Raw genomic sequence first — 23892 nt, 5'->3', positions numbered from 1 at the left:
GCGCACGCAGCGAACAGACGTGACCGAGAGCTCCCGCGCGGCGCGCTCTTGCGTGCCGCCCGGTTGCACACAAAAGACTTGCCGTGCGCCCAAGGCCCGGGTGCAATGCAGGCATTACATTCATTGAGGAGGAAGGGGAAATCATGCGCTTCACGACCCGCGCGCTTGCCGTAGCCGCTTTGAGCCTGATGGCGTTTCACGCCACGGCCGGTGAGTATGCGTTTACGCTGCACAACCGTGCCAAAGGCTGGACCATCAATGGCTTCTACACGTTCCAGGATGGCCGCTGGAGCAAGAACTGGCTGGGCAAGGGCGATCGCATTCGCCCAGGCGAATCGGCCGCCATGGACTGGCACAGCGACGACGGCGACTGCGTCGTACCGTTCCGCGTGAGCTGGGAGAACTACGGCACCGATGAGTTCAAGCTCGACTGGTGCAAGGGCGTGAAAAACGTGTACATGCTGGACAAGGGCTTCCGGTCCGACTGATTCCCGCACACGCGCTTTGACAGGCTTTTGCCGCCCCAGCAAAAAGGCTTCCCGAGGGAAGCCTTTTTGCTGGGGCGTGCGGTCTCAGACGCGCTTGCGGTACTCGCCCGTGCGGGTGTCGATTTCGATCTTGTCGCCCTGGTCCACGAACAGCGGCACGGCCACTTCAAAGCCCGTGGCGATCTTGGCAGGCTTCATCACCTTGCCCGACGTGTCGCCCTTGACGGCCGGCTCGGTCCAGGTGATTTCGCGGTCCACGCTGGTGGGCAGTTCCACCGAAATGGCCTTGCCGTCGTAGAACACCACTTCAGCGGCCATGCCGTCCTCCAGGTAGTTGATGGCGTCGCCCATGTTGGCGGCTTCCACTTCGTACTGGTTGTAGTCGGCGTCCATCCACACGTACATCGGGTCAGCGAAGTAGGAGTAGGTGCACTCCTTCTTGTCGAGGATGACGTTGTCGATCTTGTCGTCGGCCTTGAACACGACTTCGGTGCCCATGTTGTTGAGCAGGGCCTTGAGCTTCATGCGCACCGTGGCGGCGCCGCGACCACCGCGGGCGTATTCGGTCTTCAGGACAATCATCGGGTCCTTGCCCTGCATGATGACGTTGCCGGCGCGGATTTCTTGAGCGATTTTCATAGCGATTGCTGGGGTTGGAGCCGCTCAACGCGTCCGGCGGTGTGTGCCATGTGGGCGGCACCGGGGCATGTTCTGCGGCGAAAGGCGCCGTGGGGCAGCACGGCGTCGTGCCGGCAGTCCTGGCGCAAAACCCGCGATTTTAGCTTTTTTCCGTGACGAACCCCAGCAACTGTGTCACGAGGTCCGCCTGGGCCATCAGCCGCGCGCGTGCCGCGCGCACGCAGTCTTGCCAGCGCTGCAGGTGGGCGGGGGTGATGGCTGGCAGGAGCGCATCGGGGGTCAGGCCGTTCCACGCCGCGTGAAACTCGCGCAGGCAGTCCGGGGCCTGCAGCCAGTCGAGGAACGCCTGCAGCTTCGCATGGTGGGCGTTGTCGTCCTGGGGGTAGATGTGCCAGACCAGCGGCCGACCGGCCCAGAGGGCGCGCACCAGCGAGTCTTCTCCGCGCACCAGGTTCAGGTCGGCCGCCCAGAGGCGTTCGTCGAAGTCGGCCTGAGGGCAGGTCGGGAAGCGGTGTGTGCGTGAACGCACGCGTGCCTGGTCTGCGGCTGGGAGCCTGTGCAGGGCTGCGTCCAGAGCTGCTGTCGGCCGGCCTGGCTGTACGCACCAGTGCCAGTGCTCCTGGAGCCGCAGCTGTTGCAGCAGTGCAGGCAGCCCTGGGGGCTCGTAGCAAAACAGCAGGAGCGCCGTGTCGTCCGCCCCGAGGCCATGGGCTGCGCGCCAGGCGTTGCGGTCAAACGTGGCCTGCCGATGCGCCAAGTCGGATTCGCGCAGCAGCCCGCCGGTGCGGCTGGTGAATCCGGGGTAGTAGAACCAGCGCGTCAGTCCACGGCCAGGCCCGGCCATGATGGGCGAGGCCAGCCGGTGGCAGCGCTCTACATACGGCTCGGCGGACAGATACTCCAGGTTGATCCACAGCGGTGCCTGCGGGCGTGCCGCCATGGTGGCCACGAAAACGTCTGGCAGCGCGCAGCCAAAGGCCTCAACCACCACGTCGCCGGGGCCGTCGACTGGGGCGGCCTGCGGCCAAGGGCGCACTTCGACCCCCGGGCAACCTGCAGGGGCCATCCAGGCCAGGGCCGATGCGTCGTCGATCCACAGCCGCACAGGCATGCCACGGCGTGCCAGGTCGGCGCACAGGCGCCAGCACACGCCCACATCGCCGAAGTTGTCGATCACCTGGCAGAACACGTCCCAACGGCGTGCGGTGGTGGCGGGCGCGCCCACATCGCCCGGCGGTGGGGTGGGTGGCGCTGTCATGCCGCGGGCCATTCGCTGTCGGGGCGCGCCAGATGGTCTACCAGCTGGCGGGCCACGGGAGAAAGGGCTTCCAGCGAGCGCACGCACAGCGACAGCTCCCGCTGCGCCCAAGGCTCGTCCAAGGTGATGGCCTTGATCGCCAGTGCCCCGCGGTACAGCTGGGCACTGCCGCGGGGCAGCACCCCCACGCCCAGCCCCGCAGCCACCATCAGGCACAGCGCGTCGTAGCTCGTGACCTGGATGCGCAGTCGCAGGCTGGCCTGGGCGGCGGACGCGGCGCGGTGCAACAGGTTGTTGATGGCACTGCCCGGGTGGGCACCGACGAAGTCATAGGGCAGGGCGTCGGCCAGTTGCACCGATCGTCTGCGGGCCAGGGCATGCCCTGCAGGCACCACCAGCACCAGCTCGTCGCGGCGGTAGGGCAGCAAGGTCACGCGGTCGCCGTAATGTCCGGCGTTGAGGATGCCGACGTCGGCGGCGTTCTCGGCCACGGTGCGGGCCACTTCGGTGCTGATCTGCTCTTGCAGTCGCACATCCACGGCCGGGTGCTGTGCCAGAAAGCGCTGCAGTTGGGTGGGCAGGAACTGCGTGATGGCTGAGATGTTGGCCACCACCCGCACATGGCCGCGCAGGCCTGCGCCGTATTCGCGCATCTGGCTGGCAATGCCGTCCAGGTCGTTGAGCACGCCCCGCGCCAGATGCAGCAGGGCATAGGCCGCCGCCGTGGGCTCTGTGCCGCGGTTGCTGCGCGTGAACAGGCTCACCCGCAGGCTGTCCTCCAGCTCGGCCAGGCGTCGGCTCACGGCAGACGCCGCCAGGTGCTCGCGCTCGGCTGCCGCCGCGATGGTGCTTTCTTCCATCACGGCCACAAACAGGCGCAGGGACACGGGGTCGAGTTTCATGGCAGCAGTGCGAGCGTGGCGGGATGGTAGCAAGCCCCGCCCAGCCATGCCCGTTTGCGATGGCACGCTCGTGCATGAGCGCTTTGAGCGCACGCGGCCACTGCGCATCATCCGGCCGTAACTGCCGCATCCACGACCCGCCATGACCGCCGCCGCCACCACGACCGCACCACCTGCCTCAGCCATGGCCCTTGCGGGCCTGCGCGTCATCGAAATGGGGCAGCTGATCGCAGGCCCTTTCTGCGGCAAGACCCTGGGCGACTTTGGGGCCGACGTGGTGAAGATCGAACCGCCGGGCAGCGGTGACCCGCTGCGCAACTGGCGGCTGCTGCAAGACGGCACCTCGGTTTGGTGGCAGGTGCAGTCGCGCAACAAGCGCTCGCTGGCCCTGGACCTGCGCGCCAGCGAAGGTCAGGACATCGCACGGCGCCTGATCGCAGAAGCCGATGTGCTGATTGAGAACTTCCGTCCGGGCACGCTGGAAGCCTGGGGCCTCGGGCCCGATGCACTCCATGCGCTGAATCCCGGTCTGGTGATCCTGCGCATCTCGGGCTACGGCCAGACCGGGCCCTACCGTGATCTGCCTGGCTTTGGTGCTATCGGCGAGGCCATGGGCGGCCTGCGCCATCTGACGGCCGAGCCCGGCCGCGTACCGGTGCGCGTGGGGGTGTCCATCGGCGACACGCTGGCAGCCCTGCACGGAGCGCTGGGCATTCTGGTGGCGCTGTACCACCGCAAGGTGCACGGCGGGCCGGGGCAGGTGATCGACGTGGCGCTGCACGAGGCGGTGTTCAATGTGATGGAAAGCCTGATTCCCGAGTACAGCGCCTTTGGCGTGGTGCGCGAGCCCGCGGGCAGCGCGCTTCCGGGCATCGCGCCGTCCAATGCCTACCCCTGCACCGATGGATGGGTGCTCGTGGCCGGCAATGGCGACAGCATCTTCAAGCGGCTGATGGACGCGATTGGTCGCCCCGACCTGGGCCAGGCCCCGGATCTGGCCAGTAACGCGGGCCGCGTGGCGCGGGTGGATGAGATCGACGCCGCCATTGCCGCCTGGAGCCGCGAGCACAGCGTGCAGCAGGTGCTGGATGCCCTGGCGGCTGCGCGCGTGCCAGCCGGCAAGGTATACACCGCGCGGGACATTGCCGAAGACCCGCACTACCGGGCGCGCGACATGCTGCTGTCCCAGACCACGCGGGACGGCCACACCCTGGAGGTGCCAGGCATCGTGCCCAAGTTGTCGGGAACGCCGGGTGCCGTGCGCGGCAGCGCGCCACGCCTGGGCGACGACACCAATGCCATCCTGGCTGAGGCCGGTCTCACTGCGGACCAGATCGATCTGCTGCGCCGCAAAGGAGTCGTGCAATGAATCCCCGCAATCTTTCGGAGCCCAGCGCGCTGCGGCGACCCGCGTCTGTGTGGAACGGAGGCGGGCGACGCGTGCGCCTGCACGAGGTGGGTCTGCGAGACGGGTTGCAGATGGAGTCGGTGTTTGTGCCCACCGCCGACAAGATTGCGCTGGCCAATGCCCTGAGCGCTGCGGGCCTGTCCAAGATCGAGGTGACGGCCTTTGTGTCGCCCGCGGCCATTCCGGCGCTGCGCGACGCCGAGGTGGTGATGCGCGAGATTGAGCGCCGCCCCGGGGTGGTGTACGCGGCCCTGGTGCCCAACGTGCGGGGGGCCGAGCGGGCCATCGAGTCGGGTGCCGACGAGCTCAATCTGGTGATGTCGGCCAGCCAGACCCACAACATCTGCAACCTGCGCATGACGCAAGAGCAGTCGTTCGCATCGCTGGCCGCCGTGGTGCGCCTGGCCAGCCCGGCGGTGGGGGTGAACGTGTCGCTCTCGTGCGCATTTGGGTGTCCGATGGAGGGCGACATTGCCGCCGCATCGCTGTGGCACTGGGTGCAGCGTTTCGCGGACCTGGGAGTGCGCAGCATCACGCTGTGCGACACCACGGGCATGGCGCATCCGGCGCAGGTGACGCAGCTGGTGGCCCAGGCGCGCATGCACTGGCCGGGCTGCGTGTTCACGCTGCACTTTCACAACACGCGGGGCATGGGGCTGGCCAATGTGCTGGCCGCCCTCGACGCCGGAGCCGACCGTTTCGATGCATCGCTGGGCGGGTTGGGCGGCTGTCCCTACGCGCCCGGCGCGTCGGGCAATGTGTGCACCGAAGACCTGGTGCATGCCCTGCAGCTTATGGGCTATGACACCGGCGTGGACCTGGCGCTGCTGCTGGCCGCGGCGCGGCGCTTGCCGGGCTTGCTGGGCGAGGACTTGCCGGGCCAGGTGGTGAAGGCCGGGCCGCGCTGGGCGCTGCACGCGCCGCCAGACGGCTATGAAGCCCTGCGCATGCGCGCGCTGGGGGCAGGGGCAGGGGCTGAGCACCCTGTTGTGCCCAGTGCGACGGACTTGCACACCGCCCCATCCCAAGCGCGTGACGACGCCAGGGCCGGTGCTTTGGCGGGTGGCGCAACGGCGAACGAATAGGGCGAACAGGCCCCAAGCCGCGGGCCGCCGCGCCGCTGGCCCACCGATTTCAATCCGCAACCATCCACGCGCCGCAGAGCGCTGTACCCACCAGGAGACAAGCCATGCACCTTGCCCATCCCCGCCGCCGCCACGCTGTGCTGGCCCTGTGTTTCGCCGCATGCGGCGCGGCCAGCTGGCTGCCCGCAGCGGCTGCAGACAAGTTCCCGTCCAAGCCGGTCACGGTGATCGTGCCGCAGGCTGCAGGCGGGGCCAACGATGCCATCGCCCGCGTGGTGGCCCAGAAGCTGGCCGAGCAGTGGGGTGGCTCGGTGATCGTGGAAAACCGCCCGGGCGCAGGGGGCAACGTGGGCACGGCCTATGCGGCCAAGGCCAAGCCCGACGGCTACACCCTGCTGATCACGGCCGACAGCGCGCAGGTGATCAATCCCTGGCTGTACAAGAACACGGGCTTCGATCCGGTCAAGGATTTCGAGCCCGTGGCTCCGCTGGCCACGGCCGGGTACGTGCTGGTGGCGCATCCCTCGTTTGCTGCCAACACAGTGGCCGAGTTGATTGCGCTGGCCAAGGCCCAGCCGGGCAAGTACGCCATCGCCTCGGCGGGCAACGGCACGCTCAACCACCTGATCGGTGAGATGCTGCAGAAGGCCGCGGGCATTGAGCTGCAGCACATTCCGTACAAGGGCTCGGCGGCGGCGGCCACCGATGTGGTGGGCGGTCAGGTGCCGCTGTCGGTGCAGAGCCTGCCGTCGTCGATTGCGTTCATCAAGGCGGGCAAGCTCAAGGTGCTGGGCGTGGTCAATGAAAAGCGCGTGGCGGCCCTGCCCGATGCGCCCACCATCGGCGAAACCCTCAAGGGCTTTGGCCAGACGCCGTGGTATGGCCTGTTTGCCCCCGCGGGCACGCCTGCCGCGCTGGTGGCCCAGTTGCAGGCCGACGTGGCCCGCGCGCTGGAGCACAAGGACGTGGTCGAGCGCCTGGCCGGTGTGGGGTGCGAGCCTTTCAAGGGCAGCACGGCGCAACTGGGCAAGCTGGTGCGCGACGACCTTGCGCGCTGGCAGCGCGTGGTCAAGGAAACCGGAGCCACGCTCGACTGACCCGGCCACGCGCCACCCGCCTGCAGGAAGGGGTTGCGCGGGTTTGGGTACCAAATACGGCGCTCGTGCTTATAAGTCAAGCACGAGCAGCTATTAAAACAATAGCAGCCACGAAGCCGCTTTGCTGCGGCGGCCGCGCCACAATACGCGCATGTCCGACGCGCATTCCGACGAACTTTTGGCCCAGGTGGCGGCTTTGCCGCCGCTGCCCGGCGTGTACCGCTACTTTGATGCAGACGGCACGCTGCTCTACGTGGGCAAGGCGCGCAGCCTCAAGAAGCGCGTGGCCAGCTACTTCCAGAAGAACCACGGCGGCACGCGCATCGGCCACATGGTCAGCCGCATCGTGCGGCTGGAGACCACCGTGGTGCGCTCCGAGGCCGAGGCGCTGCTGCTGGAAAACAACCTCATCAAGACGTTGAACCCCAAGTTCAACATCCTGTTCCGCGACGACAAGAGCTACCCGTACCTCAAGATCACCTCCACCGCCGCGCAGCAGGCGCGGGGCGAGCAGCCAGCCGAGCAGTTTCCGCGCATGGCCTACTACCGCGGCGCGGTGGACAAGCGCCACCGCTACTTCGGGCCCTACCCCAGTGCCTGGGCCGTGAAAGAAACCATCCAGCTGCTGCAGAAGGTGTTCCGCCTGCGCACGTGTGAAGACACGGTGTTTGCCAACCGCTCGCGCCCCTGCCTGCTCTACCAGATCAAGCGCTGCAGCGGCCCCTGTGTGGACTTGATCTCGCCCGAGGCCTACGCCGTGGACGTGCAGCACGCCGAGGCCATGCTGCGCGGCGAAACGCAGGAGCTGCTCAAGACCCTGGAGTCGCGCATGCTGGCGCATTCCGAGCGGCTCGAATTCGAGCAGGCGGCCGAGTTGCGCAACCAGATCACGGCGCTGTCGCGCGTGCTGCACCAGCAGGCGATCGAGACCGTGAGCGACAAGGACGTGGACATCCTTGCCGTGCGCGTGCAGGGCGGTCGCGCCTGCGTGAACCTGGCCATGGTGCGCGGTGGCCGCCACCTGGGCGACCGGCCGTACTTTCCGGTGCATGTGGAAGACGCCGTGGCCATCGACGCCGAAGCGCTGGCCGCCGAGGCCCAGGCTGCCGAAGCGGAGCCCGAGGGCGCAGGCGTGCAGGGCGACGCACCCACGCCCCAGGCCCAGCGGCCCGTCGAGGTGCAGGTGCTCGAAGCCTTCCTGGCCCAGCACTACACCGCCGTGCCGCCGCCGCCCGTGCTGGTGGTAAGCGAGCCAGTGGACAAGGCGCTGCTCGAAGCACTGTCCGACCAGGCCGGGCTGCGTATGTCAGCCGTGCACCAGCCGCGCGGCCAGCGCCGTGCCTGGCTCGACATGGCGCAGAAAAATGCCGACCTGCAGCTCGCCCGCCTCCTGGCCGAAGAGGGCTCGCAGCAGGCGCGCACCCGCGCACTGGCCGAGGCGCTGGACCTGCCCGCCGACGAGCTGGAGCGCCTGACCATCGAGTGCTTTGACATCTCGCACACCGCGGGCGAATCGACCCAGGCCTCGTGCGTGGTCTTTCACCACCACAAGATGCAGAGCAGCGAGTACCGGCGCTACAAGATCGAAGGCATTACCGGTGGCGACGACTACGCCGCCATGCGCCAGGTGCTGCTGCGCCGCTACAGCAAGGTGGCGGAGGCCGCCCGCGAGCAGGGTGGCATCGACTACGCGGCCGCCCAGGCCGATGGCGGGCAGGCCGCCATGCCGCGCGGCATGGCCCGTCTGCCCGATCTGGTGCTGATCGACGGCGGCAAGGGCCAGGTGGGCGTGGCGCGCGAGGTGTTCATGCAGCTCGGGCTGGACCTGTCGCGCATCGTGGGCGTCGAAAAAGGCGAGGGACGCAAGGTGGGGCTGGAGGAGCTGGTGTTTGCCGACGGCCGCGAGAAGGTGTATCTGGGTCGGGACTCGGCTGCGCTGATGCTGGTGGCGCAGATCCGCGACGAGGCGCACCGCTTTGCCATCACCGGCATGCGGGCGGCGCGCGCCAAGGTGCGCGTGGGCGGCAGCCAGCTCGAAGAGATACCAGGCGTGGGGCCCAAAAAGCGTGCGCGCTTGCTGCAGCGCTTTGGTGGCGTGCGCGGGGTGGCCGCGGCCAGCGTGGACGACCTTGCCACCGTGGAAGGTATCTCGCACGAGCTGGCCGAGGCGATCTACCAGGCGCTGCGCTGACCGTCTGCTGCGCGCATCCGCCCATGCGGTGTGCCGTGGTGATGCGGGTGGGCGGGGCCGCCATCGCCAGCGCGGGCGGCGATGCCCCCGCTTCACAACCGGACACGAAAGGGGGCCGCAGGCCGTGACACAATCGCGGCCATGTTCCTGACCATCCCCACCATCATGACCTGGACGCGCATCGTCGCGATACCGTTGATCGTGGGGGTGTTCTACGCACCGATCGACCCCGGGCTGCGCAACCTGATCGCCACGGTCATGTTCGTGCTGTTCGCCGCCACCGACTGGCTGGATGGCTACCTCGCACGGCGGCTCAACCAGACTTCGTCCTTCGGCGCGTTCCTCGATCCGGTGGCCGACAAGTTCCTCGTGTGCGCCTCGCTGCTGGTGCTGGTGCACCTGCAGCGCGTGGACGTGTTCGTGGCGCTGATCATCATCGGGCGCGAGATTGCCATCTCGGCCCTGCGCGAGTGGATGGCCCAGATCGGCGCCAGCAAGAGCGTGGCGGTGCACATGCTGGGCAAGGTCAAGACCACCGTGCAGATGGTCGCCATTCCCTTCCTGCTGTACGACGGCCATCTGCCCGGCGGCATCGACACCGGTTTGTGGGGCATCGTACTCATCTGGATCGCGGCGGTGCTTACCGTGTGGTCCATGGTGTACTACCTGCAAAAAGCCTTGCCCGAGATCCGTGCGCGCGTGCGCTGAGCGGTCTTGCCCGGCCCGCGGTGTGCACCACGCGGCGATTCTGACCCCCTCTTTGATCCGTTTTGCTCTATGACGCGACATCGCATTGCAGCCATCGCCGGCGACGGCATCGGCAAGGAAGTCATGCCCGAAGGCTTGCGTGTGCTCGACGTGGCGGCGCGCAAGTTCGGCATCGGTCTTGAGGTCGATGCGTTCGACTTTTCGAGCTGGGACTACTACGAACGCCACGGCCGCATGCTGCCCGAGGACTGGAAGGACCAGATCGGTGGGCACGACGCGATCTTTTTCGGCGCTGTGGGCTGGCCCGAGAAGATTCCGGACCACGTGTCGCTCTGGGGGTCTCTGCTGCTGTTCCGACGTGAGTTTGACCAGTATGTGAATTTGCGCCCGGCCCGGCTCATGCCCGGCATCGTGGCCCCGGTGGTGCGCCGCGACGGCAGCGCCCGCCAGCCCGGCGAGATCGACATGGTGATCGTGCGCGAGAACACCGAGGGCGAGTACTCCAGCATCGGCGGGCGCATGTTCGAAGGCACCGACCGCGAACTGGTCATGCAGGAGACCGTGATGACCCGCCACGGCGTGGACCGCGTGCTGCGCTTTGCTTTTGAGCTTGCGCAGCGCCGCCCGCGCAAGCGCCTGACCAGCGCTACCAAGTCCAACGGCATCGCGATCACCATGCCCTACTGGGACGAGCGCGTGGCCGCGATGGCGCAGCAGTACCCTGAAATCGCGGTGGACAAGTTCCACATCGACATCCTCACAGCGCACTTTGTGCAGCGGCCCGACCACTTCGACGTGGTGGTGGCCAGCAACCTGTTCGGAGACATCCTGTCCGACCTGGGGCCTGCGTGCACCGGCACCATTGGCATCGCACCGAGCGCCAACCTGAACCCGGACCGCAAGTTTCCCTCGCTGTTCGAGCCGGTCCATGGCTCGGCCCCGGACATCGCGGGCAAAGGCATCGCCAACCCCATCGGGCAAATCTGGAGTGCCGCCCTGATGCTGGACCACCTGGGCCACCGCGATGCGCACGATGCCATTCTGGGGGCCATCGAAACCGTGCTGGAGCCGTCCAACGGCGGGCCGCGGACCCCCGACCTGGGCGGCCGCGCAAGCACCGCCGACGTGGGGCGTGCCGTGGCGCAGGTGTTGCAGGGCTGATCCAGGCGCGAGGCCAGCTCCGGCGCGGCTTGTCAATCAGGAAACGTGCCCATGCAACGCCCGCGAGACAAAAGCCCGGGCCAGCCCGCGAGGGGTGGGATTTCCGCATAGAATCCCGCCATCGCTGCCGCAAACGGCGTGTTGTATTGACACTTGGAAACTCGATGGCTTTAATCTGACGCAGCAGTTCCTGCTGTGCCGGCACAATCCTCCCCCGTCAGACACCCACCAGCTGCCAGCTGCTCTTTGTCACGAGTGAAGACGCCAAAGTCCCGAGACCTTCCATCAACGCTATTCCCGAGAGGCTTCTTGTGAACAAAACCGAACTGATTGAGCACATCGCGAACAACGCCGACATCTCCAAGGCCGCTGCCGCGCGTGCTCTGGAATCCACGATCGAGGCCGTGAAGAAGACCCTCAAGAAGGGTGGCACTGTGTCGCTCGTCGGCTTTGGCACGTTCGCTGTGGGCAAGCGCGCTGCCCGCACCGGCCGCAATCCCCGCACGGGCGCCACCATCAAGATCAAGGCCGCCAAGGTGCCGAAGTTCCGTCCTGGCAAGGCCCTGAAAGACGCGGTCAACTGATCACCCATGCGGTGGGGTGCTTAGCTCAGTTGGTAGAGCGGCGCCCTTACAAGGCGTAGGTCGGCGGTTCGACCCCGTCAGCACCCACCACATTTCAGCCAAGGGCCTGGAGCATTCCAGGCCCTTTTGCTTTGTGAGAGCGGTGGATACCGCGCTGCCTGCTACAAGGTGCTCGGGCTCCGATGGCCGGAGTCCGCCACGGTGGCTCGCAGGGCCTCGGCAGCCTGTCCCCAAGCCCGACGGGGCCGGGCACAAAGGGCTGCGGTGGAGTCGCTAGAATCACCGCCTGTGCTGGGCAGCGCCGCTTACTTTCTTGCACAGACGGTAGCAATGGAGCGTGGCTGCCATAAGGGCCTGAAGCGCATGCGCGCGCGGCCGGACAAAGGCGGACGCCAGTTCGCCTTTTCTTTTTGTCTCTGAAAGATCGATCATGTTTGAATCCATCCGCAAGCACTCCAAGATCGTGATGTTCTTGTTGTTCTTGCTGGTCATTCCCTCGTTCGTGCTGGTGGGCATCGACGCCAGTTACTTCACCGAGAAGAGCCCGGTGGTGGCGCGCGTGGATGGACACGACATCACGCAGGCCGACTGGGACAATGCCCACCGCGTGGAAGCCGACCGCCTGCGTGCGCAGTCGCCTGGCATTGATGCCAAGCTGCTCGACTCGCCGCAGGCCCGCTACGCGACGCTGGAGCGCCTGGTGCGTGACCGCGTGTTTGCTGCGGCCATTAAGGACCTCCACCTGACCACCAGCGATGCGCGCCTGGCGCAGGAGCTTCAGTCGATCCCGGCCATTGCGCAGCTGCGCCGCCCGGACGGTACCCTGGACACGCAGGCCTATCAGGCGCTGGTGGCAGCCCAGGGGCTCACCCCGGAAGGTTTCGAGGCCAATGTCCGTCAGGACTTGACCGTGCGCCAGGTGATGGGCGGCATCGTGACCTCGGCGTTTGGTACTGAGGCGCAACGCCAGCAGGCGATGGACGCGCTCTACCAGCGCCGCGAAGTGCAGATCGTGCGCTTCAAGCCCGAAGATTTCAGCGGCAAGGCCCAACCGACCGATGCCGAAGTGCAGGCGTATTACGAGTCCAAGCCGGCCCAGTTTCAGCAGACCGAGCAGGCCACCGTGGAGTATGTGGTGCTCGACCTCGACAGCGTGATGGCCTCCATCACCGTGCCCGAGGACGACCTCAAGACCTACTACCAGGAAAACCTCGACCGGCTTGCGGGCAAGGAAGAACGCCGCGCAAGCCATATTCTCATCAACGCGCCGCAAAGCATGGCCGCCGCAGATCGCGAGAAGGCCAAGGCCCGCGCGCAAGAGCTGCTGGAGCAGGTGCGCAAGTCGCCCGGCAGCTTTGCCGAACTGGCCCGCAAGAACTCCGAAGACACGGGTTCCGCTCCCAGCGGCGGCGACCTGAGCTTCTTTGCCCGCGGAGCCATGGTCAAGCCGTTCGAAGAGGCCGCCTTTGCGCTCAAGAAGGGCGAGATCAGCGATGTGGTGGAAACCGATTTCGGTTATCACATCATCCAGCTCACCGACGTGAAGACGCCGCGCCGTCCTTCGCTCGAAGAGCTGCGACCCACCCTGGTGTCCGAGCTCAAGCAGCAGCTGGCCCGCCGCAAGTTCGCGGAAGTGGCCGAAACCTTCTCCAATAGCGTGTATGAACAGGCCGATAGCCTGCAGCCCGTGGCCGAAAAGCTCAAGCTCAAGGTGCAGACCGCCAAGGGCGTGACCCGCGATCCGGGCCCGGCCGCTGCAGGCCCGCTGGCCAACCCGAAGTTCCTCGCAGCGCTGTTTGCCAGCGAGTCGATCGAGAGCAAGCGCAACACCGAGGCGGTGGAGACAGGCTCCAGCCAACTGGTCGCAGGCCGTATCACCGAGTACCAGGCTGCCAAGACCTTGCCGTTTGATGAGGTCAAGGACCGCGCGCGCCGCCTGCTGGTGGCCCAGCGCGCCGCCGACATGGCGCGCCAGGAGGGGCAATCCAAGCTGGCCGCCTGGACGGCGGCGCCCGACAGCGCCACCGGTCTCGGCGCACCCGTTGTCATCGCCCGCGATCAGCCGCAGGGCCAGCCGCGCACCATCATCGATGCGGCGCTGCGTGCCAAGGCCGACAAGCTGCCGGCATGGACCGGTGTCGATCTGGGCGACCAGGGCTACGCCGTGCTCAAGGTCAACCGCATTGCAGAGCGTCCTGCAACGCCCGAGGCCGAAGTGGCCCAGCAGCGCCAGATCTACGCCCAGTGGCTGGGCACGGCAGAAGGGCTGGCCTATTACGAACTGCTCAAGCAGCGCTTCAAGGTGCAAATCAAGGCCCCGCGCCCGTCCTCCACGGAAGGCTGACGCAGTCGGCACGCGCTGATCAGGCGGCTTTCGGAAGAAAGCCGCCTTTTTTATGGTTATAATTGAGGGCTACGGTGGCTGTAGCTCAGTTGGTAGAGTCCAGGATTGTGATTCCTGTCGTCGTGGGTTCGAGTCCCATCAGCCACCCCAAATGCAAAGCGCCAGATTTCGATCTGGCGCTTTTTTTTCGTCTGTGCAATCGCCTTGTGTCGGCGGCGCTGGGCGTGCGAAGTGGTGCGCGGCGGTGAGCGGTGGGTCGGGCGGCAGGAGGCTTGCGCCGCACCCAGGCCCGGGCAGGTGGGCACGACGGAGCGGGTGGCGGACCAGGTCGCGTCGTGCTAGGCCGCCTGGCTGCAGCGCACCGGTGCGCTCGGTACGTGGTTCTGCCTGTGGGCGCAAGCGGCCCGTCTGGCGCCTGCCCAAGTTGCGGCGCTGCATGGGGACGCGCATCACCCGGTACAGCGAGTGGGCCAGGGTTGTGATGATATTGGCCTCGAACGTCCAGATATCAAGCACAAGCAGCTACTAAATTGATAGCGCTGAACTTCTGCATCTTCGGCCGATTCGCCGCAGATCGGTATGCCGCGGTGCCGACTGGGCCGTAGCCCGCCGCTGCAGGGCCGTGCGCTTGGCAGGGACGACGGTGTGCGCCGCGCAACTGGAAGCGGCTGACCCCTGACACGACAGCGCCTTGATGCCGCTTGTTTACCGCTTCTGTACCGCAGAGGATCACGCCGTTGCAGCACCTACCGTGGCGCGGTCGGTGGTCCGTGCGCAGCGCACTGTGTGCTGCGCACGGCCGCCAGCGCCTGGCGGGTCATCCCATGGTCATCAAGCTGGCGTTGCCGCCGGCGGCCGCGGTGTTCACGCTGACCGAGCGTTCGAGCAGCAGGCGTTCGAGCGGGATGGCACGGCCGCCCGGGGGCAGCGCTGTGACGGCCACGAGCGGGCCAGGGCGCGCGGCCAGGGCGGTGCAGCAGGCGCGCAGCGCAGCGTCTGTGCCCTGGTGCAGCACGGCGTCGAGCGGCACATCAGTTGCGGGAAGCGGCGCGGCGGCCACCAGCCGGATGCGGGTCTGCACAGCGTCGGGCAGGGTGCTGCGCAGTGCGCTGTGCGTGTCTGGCCAGAGGGCCGTGCCGCCCACGGCAAGCACGGCCGCCAGCTGGGCGAGCAGGTCGTGGGCGTCGTCTGCCAGGCAGAGCGTGTGGGCGCGCGGCTGCAGTACGTAGGTGTTGCGCTCTCCGGTGGGCCCGGGCAGGGTGCAGCGCAGGCCTGCCACGCTGCGGCTGGCGTACTGGGTGGCGGCAGTGGCCAGGGCGGTGTGGCCCTGGGCGTGGGCCCACTGACTCAGGGTGTCGAGCGGCCCTCGCAGGGCCAGCATGCCTTCGGTGTCGGTGGCCGTCGCTTCGGCGGTCACGCTGAGGGTGCCCGGGTGCTGCGCCAGCAGGCGCAGCAGGTACAGCGGCCCGCCGGCCTTGGGGCCCGTGCCCGACAGGCCTTCGCCGCCAAAGGGCTGCACGCCGACGACGGCACCCACCATGTTGCGGTTGACGTAGAGGTTGCCCGCATGGCTGCGTGCCAGCACGTGTTCGATGGTTTCGTCGATGCGCGTGTGCAGGCCTTGCGTGAGACCATAGCCCGTGGCCTGGATCTGGTCGAGCAGCGCGTCGAGCCCGGCGCGCGGATAACGCAGCACGTGCAGCACGGGGCCGAAGACTTCGCGCTCCAGCTCGCCCATGTGCTCCAGCTCGATCAGTGTGGGGGGCACAAAGGTGCCGCGGGCCAGCACGTCGGCTGGCACCTGCGGTTGGTGCACACGGCGGCCGCGGGCGCGCAGGGCCTCAATGTGGCGCTCGATGCCTGCACGGGCTTCGGCGTCGATCACTGGGCCTACGTCGGTGTGCAGTGCCGCCGGGTGGCCCACGCGCAACTCGGCCATCGCGCCTTCAAGCATGGTGATCACGCGGTCGGCCACTTCTTCTTGCACGCACAGCACGCGCAGGGCTGAGCAGCGCTGGCCTGCGCTGTCGAATGCCGAGGCCACGGCGTCGCCCACCACCTGTTCGACCAGGGCCGACGAGTCCACGATCATCGCGTTCTGGCCGCCGGTTTCGGCGATCAGCACCACGGGTTCGCCGTCGGCCCGCAGGCGCTGGGCCACGCTGCGCTGCAGCAGGCGGGCGACTTCGGTGGAGCCGGTGAACATCACCCCGGCCACGCGGGCGTCGGCCACCAGGCGCGCGCCCACCGTCTCACCGCGGCCCGGCAGCAGTTGCAGAGCGCCCGGGGCCACACCGGCGGCGAGCAGGATCTGCACCGCTTCGGCCGCAATCAGCGGCGTCTGCTCGGCCGGCTTGGCCAGCACGGCATTGCCTGCGGCCAGCGCGGCCGCCACCTGGCCGGTGAAGATGGCCAGCGGAAAGTTCCAGGGACTGATGCAGACCACCACGCCCAGCGGCCGGTGCGTGCTGTTGTGGAAGTCGCGCTGCACCTGCGCGGCGTAGTAGCGCAGAAAGTCCACCGCCTCGCGCACTTCGGCCACGGCATTGGCGGCAGTCTTGCCGGCTTCGCGCATGAGCAGGCCCATGAGCGGTGCCATGCGCGCTTCCATCACGTCGGCGGCGCGCAGCAGGCACGCGGCACGGTCGACTGGTGCAGTGGCGGCCCAGCTTGCTGCGCTGCGTTCGGCGCACAGCAGCGCAGCGTCCACATCGGCCTCCGAGGCTTCGCGCACCGTGCCCACCACGTCGCGGTGCTCGGCGGGGTTGTGCACGGGCTGGGCAGTGCCTGGCACGCTGGCACAGGCCAGCAGCGGAGCGGCTTCCCAGGTGTGGGCCAGGCCGCTTTGCAGAGTCTGCGCCAGGGGCTCCAGCACGGCGTCGCTCGCAAGATCGAGTCCGGCGGAGTTGCGGCGGCTGGCACCGTACAGGTCGCGCGGCAGCGGAATGCGCGGATGCGGCAGGCCGGCCTGGCCTTCTTCGCGCGCCAGCGCGTCCACCGCCTCCACGGGCGCGGCCACCAGCGATTCGAGCGGAATGCTGCCGTCGGCGATGCGGTTCACGAAGGAGGTGTTGGCGCCGTTTTCAAGCAGGCGGCGCACCAGGTAGGCGAGCAGTGTTTCGTGCGTGCCCACGGGCGCGTAGATGCGGCAGGGGCGGTGGAGCTTGCCTTCGGCCACCGGGCCCACTACCTGCTCGTACAGCGGCTCGCCCATGCCGTGCAGGCACTGGAATTCGTACTGGCCTGCGTAGTAGTTGGGACCGGCCAACTGGTGGATGGTGGCCACGGTCTGTGCGTTGTGCGTGGCAAATTGCGGGTACACCGCCTCGGGCGCGGCCAGCAGCTTGCGTGCGCAGGCGATGTACGACACGTCGGTGTGCACTTTGCGCGTGTACACCGGGTAGTCGGTCAGGCCATCGACCTGGGCGCGCTTGATCTCGCTGTCCCAGTACGCGCCCTTGACCAGGCGCACCATGATGCGCCGGCCCGTGCGGCGGGCCAGGTCGATCACGAAGTCGATCACGTAAGGGCAGCGCTTCTGGTAGGCCTGCACCACGAAGCCGATGCCGCACCAGCCGGCCAGCGACGGGGCGTGGCACAGTGCTCCGAGCAGATCGAGCGAGAGTTCAAGCCGGTCCGCTTCTTCGGCGTCGATGTTCAGGCCGATGTCGTAGCGCCGCGCCAGCTCGGCCAGGCGCAGCACGCGCGGGGCCAGCTCGCCCATCACGCGGTAGATTTGGGCACGGCTGTAGCGCGGGTGCAGGGCGCTGAGCTTGATGGAGATGCCCGGGCCTTCGTAGATACCGCGTCCGGCCGAGGCCTGGCCGATGGCATGGATGGCCTCTTCGTAGGCGGCCATGTAGCGGTCGGCATCGGCGGCCGTCAGCGCGGCTTCGCCCAGCATGTCGTACGAATACCGAAAGCCCTGCGCTTCCAGGCGACGGGCGTTGGCCAGGGCCTCGCCAATGGTTTCGCCGGTCACGAACTGCTCGCCCATCATGCGCATGGCCATGTCCACGCCCTTGCGCACCAGCGGCTCGCCGCCGCGTGCCGTCAGGCGCAGCAAGGCCGACGAGAGGTTGCCTTCGCTGTGCGTGGATACCAGCTTGCCCGTGAGCAGCAGGCCCCAGGCCGCGGCGTTGACGAACAGCGAGGTGCTGCGGCCCAGGTGGGCCTGCCAGTCGCCGTCGCGGATCTTGTCGCGGATGAGCGCGTCGCGCGTGGCGCTGTCCGGAATGCGCAGCAGCGCTTCGGCCAGGCACATCAGCGCCACGCCTTCCTGCGAGGACAGCGAGAACTCCTGCAGCAGCCCCTGCACCAGGCCCGAACGACCGCTGCCCGTGCCGCGCTGGCGCAGCGCACCGGCCAACTGCATCGCTACAGACTGCACCGCTGCGGCCGCGGGCGCAGGCAGGCGTGCCATCTCCAGCAGGGGGGCGAGCGCCTCCGGCTCGGGGCGGCGGCATGCCGCCGTAATGGCCGCGCGCAGAGGGCTGGTGTGCGCGGGCAGGTGAGTCAGCAGGGGCAGTGCGGTGGTTGTCATGAAGAACCTCGTCGTGAGCGCGGCGGATGGGTGGGGGTTGGGCAGGGCGCTGCCTGCATGGGCGTGATGATGATTCGAGGTGCATCGAATGAATCACCAAATTTGAAGGCGAAAATAGTGAAAATCACCAAGCAGTGCCGCAAACCATGGACTCCATCGACCGTATCGACCGCAAAATCCTGGGCCTTTTGCAGCAGGACGGGCGCATCTCGAACCTGCGCCTGGCCGAGCAGGTGGCCCTGTCGCCCACGGCGGTGCAGTCGCGGGTGCAGCGCCTCACGCGCGAGGGCTTCATCCTGGGCTACGAGGCGCGGCTCAATCCGCTCAAGCTCGGGGCCGGCATGCTGGTGTTTGTCGAGGTGCTGCTCGACCGCACCACTCCCAACGTGTTCGACCAGTTCAAGGCCGCGGTGCAGGTGCACCCCGAGATCATGGAGTGCCACATGGTGGCTGGCGGCTTCGACTACCTGCTCAAGACGCGGTCGGCCGACATGAACGCCTACCGCGTGTTTGCGGGCCATGTGTTGTGGCAACTGCCCGGGGTGCGCGAAACGCGCACCTATGCGGTGATGGAAGAGGTCAAGCACAGCAACCACCTGCCGCTGGGTTGAGGCTTGCGCTTGCGCAACGGTGGCTTGGGTGGGCGCGGCATGCGCCGCATAATGCGGGCGTTGCGCGGCCCTGCGGCCCGCGAGGAGCACCTGCCATGACCTTGTCCGCGAAGTTTGCGTTGGCCTTGTCGGCCTCGGCCCTGTTCAGCACCACGGCGTCGGCCGCTTGCTACCTGGTGTACGCACCGGATGGCCAGATTGTGTACCGCGACGCCGAGCCCCCGGTGGACATGTCGCGTCCGCTGCACCAGACGATGCCCAGCGTGATGCCGGGTGCGCGTCTGGTGTTCTCGTCCGACTCGTATGGTTGTGAGACGCCGATCAACCGGCTGGCGAAGGGCTCTGCCGCAGGGGTGGGCGAGCCACCGTTCGCGCGCCCGGCCCGCGCAGACCGCGGATGAAGACAGCGGTGCGCGCCTTGGCTGCGCACCGGCATGGGCACGCGCATTGGGTGCGGGTGCTGCGCCTGAGACAATCGGGGCATGAGTGAAGCTGCATCCCTCCCCCACGACAACACCCCTGACACCGATTCCGCCGATGCTGCGGCCCTAGTGCCCGCAGAACGCCCGGCCAGCGTGCCCGACAACGCCCTCCATGTGCACGCCATGGACCTCGACGCCCAGGGCGTGGCCCGCAAGGCCGACGGCAAGGTGGTGTTCATCGACGGTGCTCTGCCCACGGAATGGGTGAGCGCCAACACCCACCGCAAGAAGAACAACTGGGAGCAGGCCAGCCTGCTGGCCGTGCACCGCGAGTCGTCGCAGCGCGTGCGCCCCGGATGCCCGCATTTCGGCCTGCATGCGGGCGCCTGCGGCGGCTGCAAGATGCAGCACCTGGATCCACGTGCGCAGGTGGCCGTCAAGCAGCGGGTGCTGGAAGACAACCTCTGGCACCTGGGCAAGGTGCGCGCACAGACGCTGCTGCGCCCGATCGAAGGGCCGGCCTGGGGCTATCGCTATCGCGCCCGCCTGTCGGTGCGCTACGTGGCCAAAAAGGGCGTGGTGCTGGTGGGCTTTCACGAACGCAAGAGCCGCTATGTGGCCGACATGGAGGTCTGCCCGGTGCTGCCACCCCATGTGAGCGCCATGCTGCGGCCGCTGCGCGCGCTCATCGGGGCCATGGAGGCGCGCGACACCTGCCCGCAGATCGAGCTGGCGTGCGGTGACGAGGTCACGGCCCTGGTGCTGCGCCACCTGGAACCGCTGAGTGCGGCCGACGTGGCCCGCCTGCGTGCGTTTGCCACCGAGCACGGCGTGCAATGGTGGCTGCAGCCCAAGGGGCCGGACACGGTGCACCGGCTCGACGAAGGCGGCCCGACGCTGGGCTATGGCTTACCGGACTTCGGCATCCACATGCCCTTCAAGCCCACCGACTTCACACAGGTCAATCCGCATATCAACCGCGTGCTCGTGACGCGCGCGCTGCGCCTGCTGAATGTGCAGCCGCACGAGCGTGTGATCGACTGGTTCTGCGGTCTGGGCAACTTCACGCTGCCGCTGGCCACGCAGGCGCGCGAGGTGCTGGGCATCGAAGGCAGCGAAGCCCTGGTGGCCCGCTCGCGCGAGAACGTGCGCCACAACCAGGCGCGGCCTGCCGGCCAGCGGCCGCTGGCGCCCACGCAGTTCGTCGCACGCAACCTGTTCGAGATGACGCCGGCCATGCTGGTGGCCGACGGCACGGCCGACAAATGGCTGGTAGACCCGCCGCGCGAGGGCGCGTTTGCGCTGGCCAAGGCGCTGGCCGACATCGAGCAGGCGCGCCGCGGTGCCGAGGGCGCAGGGCCGCTGCCCGAAGGGGCTGCGCAATGGCAACCGCCGCGCCGCATCGTGTACGTGAGCTGTAACCCCGCCACCCTGGCCCGCGACGCGGGGCTGCTGGTGCACTTGGCAGGCTACCGTTGCACCGCGGCGGGCATGGTCAACATGTTCCCGCACACCGCCCATGTGGAGAGCATGGCCGTGTTCGACAAGGTGGACTGAACCCCCGCCGCCCGCCGCCCCGGGCCTATCGGGCGGCCACGCGCTCAGGTCTCTTCGGCGGGCTCGCGTCGCGCGGGCTTGGCCGGTTTTTCTGGCGGCTTGATGACCGAGGGCGCACCGTCGATCTTGTTCTCGCGCATGTACAGGTCCATTTCGCGCCAGCCTTCAAATATGGCCGATTTGGAAGCCTTGGGGTTCAGGGTGTAGCAGTCTTCCAGGCCCCGCAGCGCATGGCGACAGGCCCCTCCGATGGCCTTGGATTCGGCCTCGCGGACGGCGGCTGCACTGGGCCCCATGCCCGGGATCTGCAACTCGCAGCCCGACAGCAGCACCAGGCTTGCCAGCAGGCCCGTGCGGGCCAAGAGAGGAAGAGGGCGCGTGCGCATGTTCTCTTGATTATCGGCCGCTGCGCGGCAGAGTTGAGGAAAACCACAGCAGCGCGCGGCAGATGGAGCTCCGAAGACGACAAAGGCTCCCGAGGGAGCCTTGCGAGGAGCGCTGAGAGCGCCCCTGGGGTGGTGAGACGAGTCTTACTCGCGCTCTCCGCCCATGATGCCCAGCAGGGCCAACAGGCTCTGGAACACGTTGAAGATGTCCAGGTACAGCGCGAGCGTGGCGCTGATGTAGTTGGTCTCGCCGCCGTCCAGAATCTGCTTGAGGTCGTACAGCATGTAGGCGCTGAAGATGCCGATAGCGGCCACCGAGATCGCCATCATGCCCGCGGTGGAGCCGACAAACACGTTGATCACTGCGCCCACCATGAGCACCAGCGCGCCCACGAACAGCCACTTGCCCATGCCCGAGAGATCGCGCTTGATCACGCTGGCCAGGCTGGCCATGACGAAGAACACGCCTGCCGTGCCGGCAAACGCCGTCATGATCAGCTCGGAGCCGTTCTTGAAGCCCAGCACCATGCCGATCAGGCGCGAGAGCATCAAGCCCATGAAGAACGTGAACGCGAGCAGCACGGGCACGCCCGCAGCCGAGTGCTTGGTCTTTTCGATGGCGAACATGAAGGCGAACGCGCCGCCGAGGAACACGATCAGGCCGAGCCCGCCGCTGAGCGAGCGTGTGATGCCCGTGGCCACGCCCAGCCAGGCGCCGAGCACGGTGGGCAGCAGGCTCAGCGCCAGCAGCCAGTACGTGTTGCGCAACACCTTGTGCCGCTGTTCCTGCGACAGGCTGTAGCCCGCGGCATGGCCCATGGTGACTTGGTCGTTCATGTGTTTCTCCTGTTTGGCCTGCACCCATTGCAGGCTGATTGGATTCTAGGGGGGCACTTTCGCCTGCAAGGCAATAACCGCACCCGATTCGGCATATTGGGGTCAGCATTCTTTCACCCGCGCCGCCCAGGCGGGTGCAGGGAGAACCCGGTATGCTCGACCGCCAGTGCAGCGCGCCTGCCCCGGGCCGGCCGCCGCGCAGACCTTTCTCTTATCAGGAAACCGATCCATGAAAACCAAGCACGAACTCGAATTGGCCGACGTGAAGGCCATTGCCGCGGCCGCCGAAGCCGAAGCCCTGAAGAACCAGTGGGCCGTGACCATCGCCATCGTGGACGACGGCGGTCACCTGCTGTGGCTGCAGCGCCTCGACGGTGCCGCTGCCATCTCGTCGCACATTGCGCCGTCCAAGGCCCGCACCGCCGCCCTGGGCCGCCGCGAGAGCAAGGTGTACGAAGACATCATCAATGGTGGCCGTACGTCTTTCCTGAGCGCGCCCACCATCGACGGCCTGCTCGAAGGCGGCGTGCCGATCCTCAAAGACGGCCAATGCCTGGGTGCGGTGGGTGTGAGCGGCGTGAAGTCCACCGAAGATGCGCAGATCGCGCGCGCGGGCATCGCAGCGCTGGGGCTGTGACCGGCGTGTAGCCATCGCATCGGTGGCAGCATTGGTTTGCTATCAAATATGGAGCGCTCTATCTATATTAGTAGAGCACGAGCATCCCTTTTGATGCATGAAAAAAGCCAGCCTCCGGGCTGGCTTTTTTGCGTGCGTCCGGCCTGAGGGAGGTCTGCGCACCGGTCCGTGAGAAAGGCGACAAAAAAAGCCTGGCTACGCGGGTCTCCCCGTTGGCTGGCCAAAACGACCCGGGCGGGCTGCATGGCAGCCCGGGAGTCGCCCCACGATGAAACCTATTTGGTCAGGATGAGTTTGCCGAGCTTGGTGGCTTGCAGGCGGTAGAGCGCGCCGTTGTGCGCGATGGTCACGGCTTTGTGGCCGCGCAGGAGGTCCTGGCTGTCCAGCGCCAGCGCATTGCCGGTGCCGCAGGGCGGTGCCGAGCCATCGCGTGCGTCACAGATCCCTGGGGCAGAGGTCTGAAGGGGCAGGGCGGGTGCGAGGGAACTGGCTTGCATGGTTGGGAAATCCTGAAACGTCGCTACGGATGTAAATGATAGTGATTCGCAATTGCAAGTCAAGCGCTGTGTTGCATCCATCGGTATCAGCCTCGGCCTCAGCGTCAGCCCCAGTGATTGCACGCGGCGGCCAGCTCGGCAGTGGCCGCGGGCCTGTGCGCAAGGGCGGTGCGCATGGTCACAGGGCTGAGCGGTGCGAGGCCGATGCAGGCGCCGTCTGGTCAAGCCCCGCAGGGCCCGCTGGCGCGAGCCGCTGAGGGCGCTGCCAGGGGGCAGGGCCCGTGTGGCGGGGCACGGCGCCGGTGCTTTCTCGCGCGGCTTCAGAGCGCCCGCTCTGCTGGGTCATTGGTCGACCCGCCGAAGGCAGCGTGCCGGGCGGTCACTGCGCCGGCTCGGTCACAAAGCCAATTTTGCGCACGCCAGCCCGCTGGGCCATGGCCATGGCCTGGGCCACCCGCTCGTAGCGCACTTCCTTGTCCCCGCGGATGTGCAGGTCCGGCTGCGGGTCGCGCGCAGCCTCGGCCTGCAGGCGGGGCA

At 67.5% G+C, this 23892-nt stretch carries 21 protein-coding genes and 2 tRNA genes; 15 read left to right on the top strand and 8 right to left on the bottom strand.

Annotated elements, in window-relative coordinates:
- The first annotated feature begins 143 nt into the window (after window positions 1-143).
- Window positions 144-488 (top strand): hypothetical protein, encoded by a 345-nt coding sequence (locus tag ABD866_RS14985; RefSeq protein ID WP_345066939.1) that lies wholly within the window; start codon window positions 144-146, stop codon window positions 486-488.
- A gap of 84 nt (window positions 489-572) precedes the next feature.
- On the opposite strand, the gene efp is transcribed toward ABD866_RS14985, so the two are convergent.
- From efp to ABD866_RS14970, 3 genes are all read right to left on the bottom strand, one after another.
- Window positions 573-1127 (bottom strand): elongation factor P, encoded by a 555-nt coding sequence (gene efp, locus ABD866_RS14980; RefSeq protein ID WP_345066936.1) that lies wholly within the window; start codon window positions 1125-1127, stop codon window positions 573-575.
- Between the two features lie 139 nt (window positions 1128-1266).
- Window positions 1267-2385, bottom strand: a complete 1119-nt coding sequence (earP, locus tag ABD866_RS14975) for an elongation factor P maturation arginine rhamnosyltransferase EarP (protein WP_345066933.1) — start codon at window positions 2383-2385, stop codon at window positions 1267-1269.
- Window positions 2382-3287: a LysR family transcriptional regulator gene (locus ABD866_RS14970; protein ID WP_345066930.1), complete on the bottom strand. Its 906-nt coding sequence runs from the start codon at window positions 3285-3287 to the stop codon at window positions 2382-2384. Before ABD866_RS14970 ends, earP begins: the two co-directional genes overlap by 4 nt.
- 142 nt (window positions 3288-3429) lie before the next feature.
- Here ABD866_RS14970 and ABD866_RS14965 point away from each other — a divergent pair, with 142 nt between their 5' ends.
- The 10 genes from ABD866_RS14965 (at window position 3430) to ABD866_RS14920 (ending at window position 14015) form a co-directional block, all read left to right on the top strand.
- Complete coding sequence (locus tag ABD866_RS14965; protein WP_345066927.1) at window positions 3430-4656, top strand: CaiB/BaiF CoA transferase family protein; 1227 nt, start codon at window positions 3430-3432, stop codon at window positions 4654-4656.
- Complete coding sequence (locus ABD866_RS14960) at window positions 4653-5780, top strand: hydroxymethylglutaryl-CoA lyase (RefSeq protein ID WP_345066924.1); 1128 nt, start codon at window positions 4653-4655, stop codon at window positions 5778-5780. The genes ABD866_RS14965 and ABD866_RS14960 overlap by 4 nt, the downstream gene beginning before the upstream one ends.
- 104 nt (window positions 5781-5884) lie before the next feature.
- The gene (locus ABD866_RS14955; protein WP_345066921.1) at window positions 5885-6877 is read left to right on the top strand and encodes a Bug family tripartite tricarboxylate transporter substrate binding protein; all 993 of its coding nucleotides are present in this window, start codon (window positions 5885-5887) and stop codon (window positions 6875-6877) included.
- Between the two features lie 151 nt (window positions 6878-7028).
- The gene (uvrC, locus tag ABD866_RS14950; protein ID WP_345066918.1) at window positions 7029-9068 is read left to right on the top strand and encodes an excinuclease ABC subunit UvrC; all 2040 of its coding nucleotides are present in this window, start codon (window positions 7029-7031) and stop codon (window positions 9066-9068) included.
- A gap of 141 nt (window positions 9069-9209) precedes the next feature.
- Window positions 9210-9776: a CDP-diacylglycerol--glycerol-3-phosphate 3-phosphatidyltransferase gene (pgsA, locus tag ABD866_RS14945; RefSeq protein ID WP_345066915.1), complete on the top strand. Its 567-nt coding sequence runs from the start codon at window positions 9210-9212 to the stop codon at window positions 9774-9776.
- A 69-nt stretch (window positions 9777-9845) separates the two neighbouring features.
- The gene (locus ABD866_RS14940) at window positions 9846-10937 is read left to right on the top strand and encodes a tartrate dehydrogenase (RefSeq protein WP_345066913.1); all 1092 of its coding nucleotides are present in this window, start codon (window positions 9846-9848) and stop codon (window positions 10935-10937) included.
- A 311-nt stretch (window positions 10938-11248) separates the two neighbouring features.
- Complete coding sequence (locus ABD866_RS14935; protein ID WP_345066911.1) at window positions 11249-11521, top strand: HU family DNA-binding protein; 273 nt, start codon at window positions 11249-11251, stop codon at window positions 11519-11521.
- A gap of 14 nt (window positions 11522-11535) precedes the next feature.
- Window positions 11536-11611: transfer RNA gene (locus ABD866_RS14930), tRNA-Val, on the top strand.
- Window positions 11612-11951: 340 nt separating this feature from the next.
- Window positions 11952-13865, top strand: coding sequence for a SurA N-terminal domain-containing protein (locus ABD866_RS14925; RefSeq protein ID WP_345066908.1), 1914 nt, complete (start codon window positions 11952-11954; stop codon window positions 13863-13865).
- 74 nt (window positions 13866-13939) lie between these two features.
- Window positions 13940-14015: transfer RNA gene (locus ABD866_RS14920), tRNA-His, on the top strand.
- A 667-nt stretch (window positions 14016-14682) separates the two neighbouring features.
- On the opposite strand, the gene putA is transcribed toward ABD866_RS14920, so the two are convergent.
- Window positions 14683-18408, bottom strand: coding sequence for a trifunctional transcriptional regulator/proline dehydrogenase/L-glutamate gamma-semialdehyde dehydrogenase (gene putA / locus ABD866_RS14915; protein WP_345066906.1), 3726 nt, complete (start codon window positions 18406-18408; stop codon window positions 14683-14685).
- Window positions 18409-18554: 146 nt separating this feature from the next.
- Between putA and ABD866_RS14910 the strand changes: the two genes are divergently transcribed.
- The 3 genes from ABD866_RS14910 to rlmD all read left to right on the top strand — a co-directional run bounded on the left by ABD866_RS14910 (window position 18555) and on the right by rlmD (window position 20998).
- The gene (locus ABD866_RS14910) at window positions 18555-19019 is read left to right on the top strand and encodes an Lrp/AsnC ligand binding domain-containing protein (protein ID WP_345066904.1); all 465 of its coding nucleotides are present in this window, start codon (window positions 18555-18557) and stop codon (window positions 19017-19019) included.
- Window positions 19020-19114: 95 nt separating this feature from the next.
- Window positions 19115-19420 (top strand): hypothetical protein, encoded by a 306-nt coding sequence (locus tag ABD866_RS14905; protein ID WP_345066901.1) that lies wholly within the window; start codon window positions 19115-19117, stop codon window positions 19418-19420.
- 81 nt (window positions 19421-19501) lie between these two features.
- Window positions 19502-20998 carry a 23S rRNA (uracil(1939)-C(5))-methyltransferase RlmD gene (gene rlmD, locus ABD866_RS14900; RefSeq protein ID WP_345066898.1) on the top strand — a complete coding sequence of 499 codons (1497 nt, stop codon included), beginning with the start codon at window positions 19502-19504 and terminating at the stop codon, window positions 20996-20998.
- Between the two features lie 44 nt (window positions 20999-21042).
- Here the strand turns inward: rlmD and ABD866_RS14895 are convergent, their stop codons facing one another.
- Window positions 21043-21384 (bottom strand): hypothetical protein, encoded by a 342-nt coding sequence (locus tag ABD866_RS14895; RefSeq protein ID WP_345066895.1) that lies wholly within the window; start codon window positions 21382-21384, stop codon window positions 21043-21045.
- Window positions 21385-21528: 144 nt separating this feature from the next.
- Entirely contained in the window at window positions 21529-22221 is a 693-nt protein-coding gene (locus ABD866_RS14890; protein ID WP_345066892.1) for a Bax inhibitor-1/YccA family protein, read from the bottom strand.
- 229 nt (window positions 22222-22450) lie between these two features.
- On the opposite strand from ABD866_RS14890, the gene ABD866_RS14885 reads away from it, so the two are divergent.
- Window positions 22451-22858, top strand: coding sequence for a GlcG/HbpS family heme-binding protein (locus ABD866_RS14885; protein ID WP_345066889.1), 408 nt, complete (start codon window positions 22451-22453; stop codon window positions 22856-22858).
- A 275-nt stretch (window positions 22859-23133) separates the two neighbouring features.
- Here the strand turns inward: ABD866_RS14885 and hemP are convergent, their stop codons facing one another.
- Both hemP and ABD866_RS14875 read right to left on the bottom strand, forming a co-directional pair.
- On the bottom strand, window positions 23134-23355 hold the full coding sequence (gene hemP, locus ABD866_RS14880; RefSeq protein ID WP_345066886.1) for a hemin uptake protein HemP: 222 nt from the start codon (window positions 23353-23355) through the stop codon (window positions 23134-23136).
- 379 nt (window positions 23356-23734) lie between these two features.
- Window positions 23735-23892 (bottom strand): ExbD/TolR family protein (locus ABD866_RS14875; RefSeq protein WP_345067365.1); only part of this gene is annotated, 158 nt, incomplete at its 5' end.

Source organism: Acidovorax lacteus (assembly GCF_039540375.1).
GTDB lineage: Bacteria > Pseudomonadota > Gammaproteobacteria > Burkholderiales > Burkholderiaceae_C > Acidovorax_G > Acidovorax_G lacteus.
Note: the sequence above shows the minus strand (reverse complement) of the source record. Positions and strands in the feature narration are given on the sequence as shown.

Coding starts and splice junctions, on each gene's coding strand:
- ABD866_RS14960 (WP_345066924.1), top strand. CDS start 4,653: ATGAATCCCCGCAATCTTTCGGAGCCCAGCGCGCTGCGGCGACCCGCG.
- uvrC (WP_345066918.1), top strand. CDS start 7,029: ATGTCCGACGCGCATTCCGACGAACTTTTGGCCCAGGTGGCGGCTTTG.
- ABD866_RS14965 (WP_345066927.1), top strand. CDS start 3,430: ATGACCGCCGCCGCCACCACGACCGCACCACCTGCCTCAGCCATGGCC.
- putA (WP_345066906.1), bottom strand. CDS start 18,408: ATGACAACCACCGCACTGCCCCTGCTGACTCACCTGCCCGCGCACACC.
- efp (WP_345066936.1), bottom strand. CDS start 1,127: ATGAAAATCGCTCAAGAAATCCGCGCCGGCAACGTCATCATGCAGGGC.
- ABD866_RS14955 (WP_345066921.1), top strand. CDS start 5,885: ATGCACCTTGCCCATCCCCGCCGCCGCCACGCTGTGCTGGCCCTGTGT.
- ABD866_RS14940 (WP_345066913.1), top strand. CDS start 9,846: ATGACGCGACATCGCATTGCAGCCATCGCCGGCGACGGCATCGGCAAG.
- ABD866_RS14970 (WP_345066930.1), bottom strand. CDS start 3,287: ATGAAACTCGACCCCGTGTCCCTGCGCCTGTTTGTGGCCGTGATGGAA.
- rlmD (WP_345066898.1), top strand. CDS start 19,502: ATGAGTGAAGCTGCATCCCTCCCCCACGACAACACCCCTGACACCGAT.
- ABD866_RS14895 (WP_345066895.1), bottom strand. CDS start 21,384: ATGCGCACGCGCCCTCTTCCTCTCTTGGCCCGCACGGGCCTGCTGGCA.
- pgsA (WP_345066915.1), top strand. CDS start 9,210: ATGTTCCTGACCATCCCCACCATCATGACCTGGACGCGCATCGTCGCG.
- ABD866_RS14890 (WP_345066892.1), bottom strand. CDS start 22,221: ATGAACGACCAAGTCACCATGGGCCATGCCGCGGGCTACAGCCTGTCG.
- hemP (WP_345066886.1), bottom strand. CDS start 23,355: ATGCAAGCCAGTTCCCTCGCACCCGCCCTGCCCCTTCAGACCTCTGCC.
- ABD866_RS14885 (WP_345066889.1), top strand. CDS start 22,451: ATGAAAACCAAGCACGAACTCGAATTGGCCGACGTGAAGGCCATTGCC.
- ABD866_RS14905 (WP_345066901.1), top strand. CDS start 19,115: ATGACCTTGTCCGCGAAGTTTGCGTTGGCCTTGTCGGCCTCGGCCCTG.
- ABD866_RS14985 (WP_345066939.1), top strand. CDS start 144: ATGCGCTTCACGACCCGCGCGCTTGCCGTAGCCGCTTTGAGCCTGATG.
- ABD866_RS14910 (WP_345066904.1), top strand. CDS start 18,555: ATGGACTCCATCGACCGTATCGACCGCAAAATCCTGGGCCTTTTGCAG.
- ABD866_RS14925 (WP_345066908.1), top strand. CDS start 11,952: ATGTTTGAATCCATCCGCAAGCACTCCAAGATCGTGATGTTCTTGTTG.
- earP (WP_345066933.1), bottom strand. CDS start 2,385: ATGACAGCGCCACCCACCCCACCGCCGGGCGATGTGGGCGCGCCCGCC.